1 pseudogene is annotated in these 1355 nt (G+C 68.1%); it reads right to left on the bottom strand.

The annotated features are described in order from the left end of the window. Positions 1–1355, bottom strand: a pseudogene (locus tag AC1DU6_RS31335) (heme utilization protein); the annotation flags it as partial.

The following is a 1355-nucleotide window of genomic DNA, read 5'->3' as shown; positions in this document are numbered from 1 at the left end:
GTCTGGATCTGGTCGGAGGAGAGGCCGCGCAGTGCCGCGGTCGTGACGGCGCGCAGGTCGGCCGTCTCCATCGTCGGCAGCTGGTCAGAGGTCAGCGAGCCGAACTGCGTGGAGTTCAGCGTCGCGAATTGGGCCGAGCCCATGGCGTTGAGGCTGTCCGTCGTCAGGTGGCTCAGCTGCGCCGTCGTCAGCRCGGCGACCTGGGCGGTGGARAGCTTGTTGAACTGGTCGGACGYSAGGCTGTTGAGGTCGTCCGTGTTCAGCGTGCGGAYCTGGTCGGTCGTCAGCGCGTTGATCTGGCTGGAGSTKAGSGCGCGCAGCTGGTCGSWGGTSAGGCCRTCCAGCTGGGTGCTGGTCAGGCCACGCAGGGCGGCCGTGCTCAGCGAYTTCATGTCRGCSGCCTCGATGGCSGACARCTGGTCGGTGTTCAGGGCCGACACCTGGGCCGAGCCCAGRGCGGCGATCTGRGCGGTGCCCAGGGCCGTCATGTCGCCGGCCGTCAGGCCYTKSACYTGGGCCGTSGTCARSGCRGCGATCTGGCCCGTSGTCAGGRCGCCCACCTCGTCGGAGGTCAGSGTCTGGATCTGGTCGGAGGAGAGGCCGCGCAGTGCCGCGGTCGTGACGGCGCGCAGGTCGGCCGTCTCCATCGTCGGCAGCTGGTCGGACGTCAGCGCGCTGAACTGGGCCGAGTTCAGCGCGGCGAACTGGGTCGAGCCCATCGCGTTGAGGCTGTCCGTCGTCAGGTGGCTCAACTGGGCCGTCGTCAGCACGGCGACCTGGGCGGTGGAGAGCTTGTTGAACTGGTCGGACGACAAGCTGTTCAGGTCGTCCGTGTTCAGCGTACGGACCTGGTCGGTGGTCAGGGCATTGATCTGGCCCGAGCTCAGGGCACGCAACTGGTCGCTGGTCAGGCCGTCCAGCTGGGTGCTGGTGAGCGCCCGCAGCGCGACCGTCGTCAGTGACTTCATGTCGGCCGCATCGATGGCGGACAACTGATCAGTGTTCAGCTGGGCGACCTGGGCCGAGCTCAGCACGGCCACCTGGGCAGTGTCCAGGGCCGTCATGTCACCAGCCGTCAGGCCTCGCACCTGGGCCGTGGTCAGCGCGGCGATCTGGCCGGTCGTCAAAGCGCCCACCTCGTCGGAGGTGAGGGTCTGGATCTGATCGGAACTCAGGCCGCGCAGCGCCACCGTCGTGATGGCGCGCAGATCGGCGCTCTCCATCTTGGGCAGTTGGTCGGAGGTCAGCGAACCGACCTGCAGGGAGGACAGAGCGGCGAACTGGGCCGAGCCCATCGCGTTCAGGCCATCCGTCGTCAGGTGGCTGAGCTGGCTGGTCGTCAGCGACTGCACCTG

This window comes from Roseateles sp. P5_B10 (genome assembly GCF_056400485.1).
Note: the sequence above shows the minus strand (reverse complement) of the source record. Positions and strands in the feature narration are given on the sequence as shown.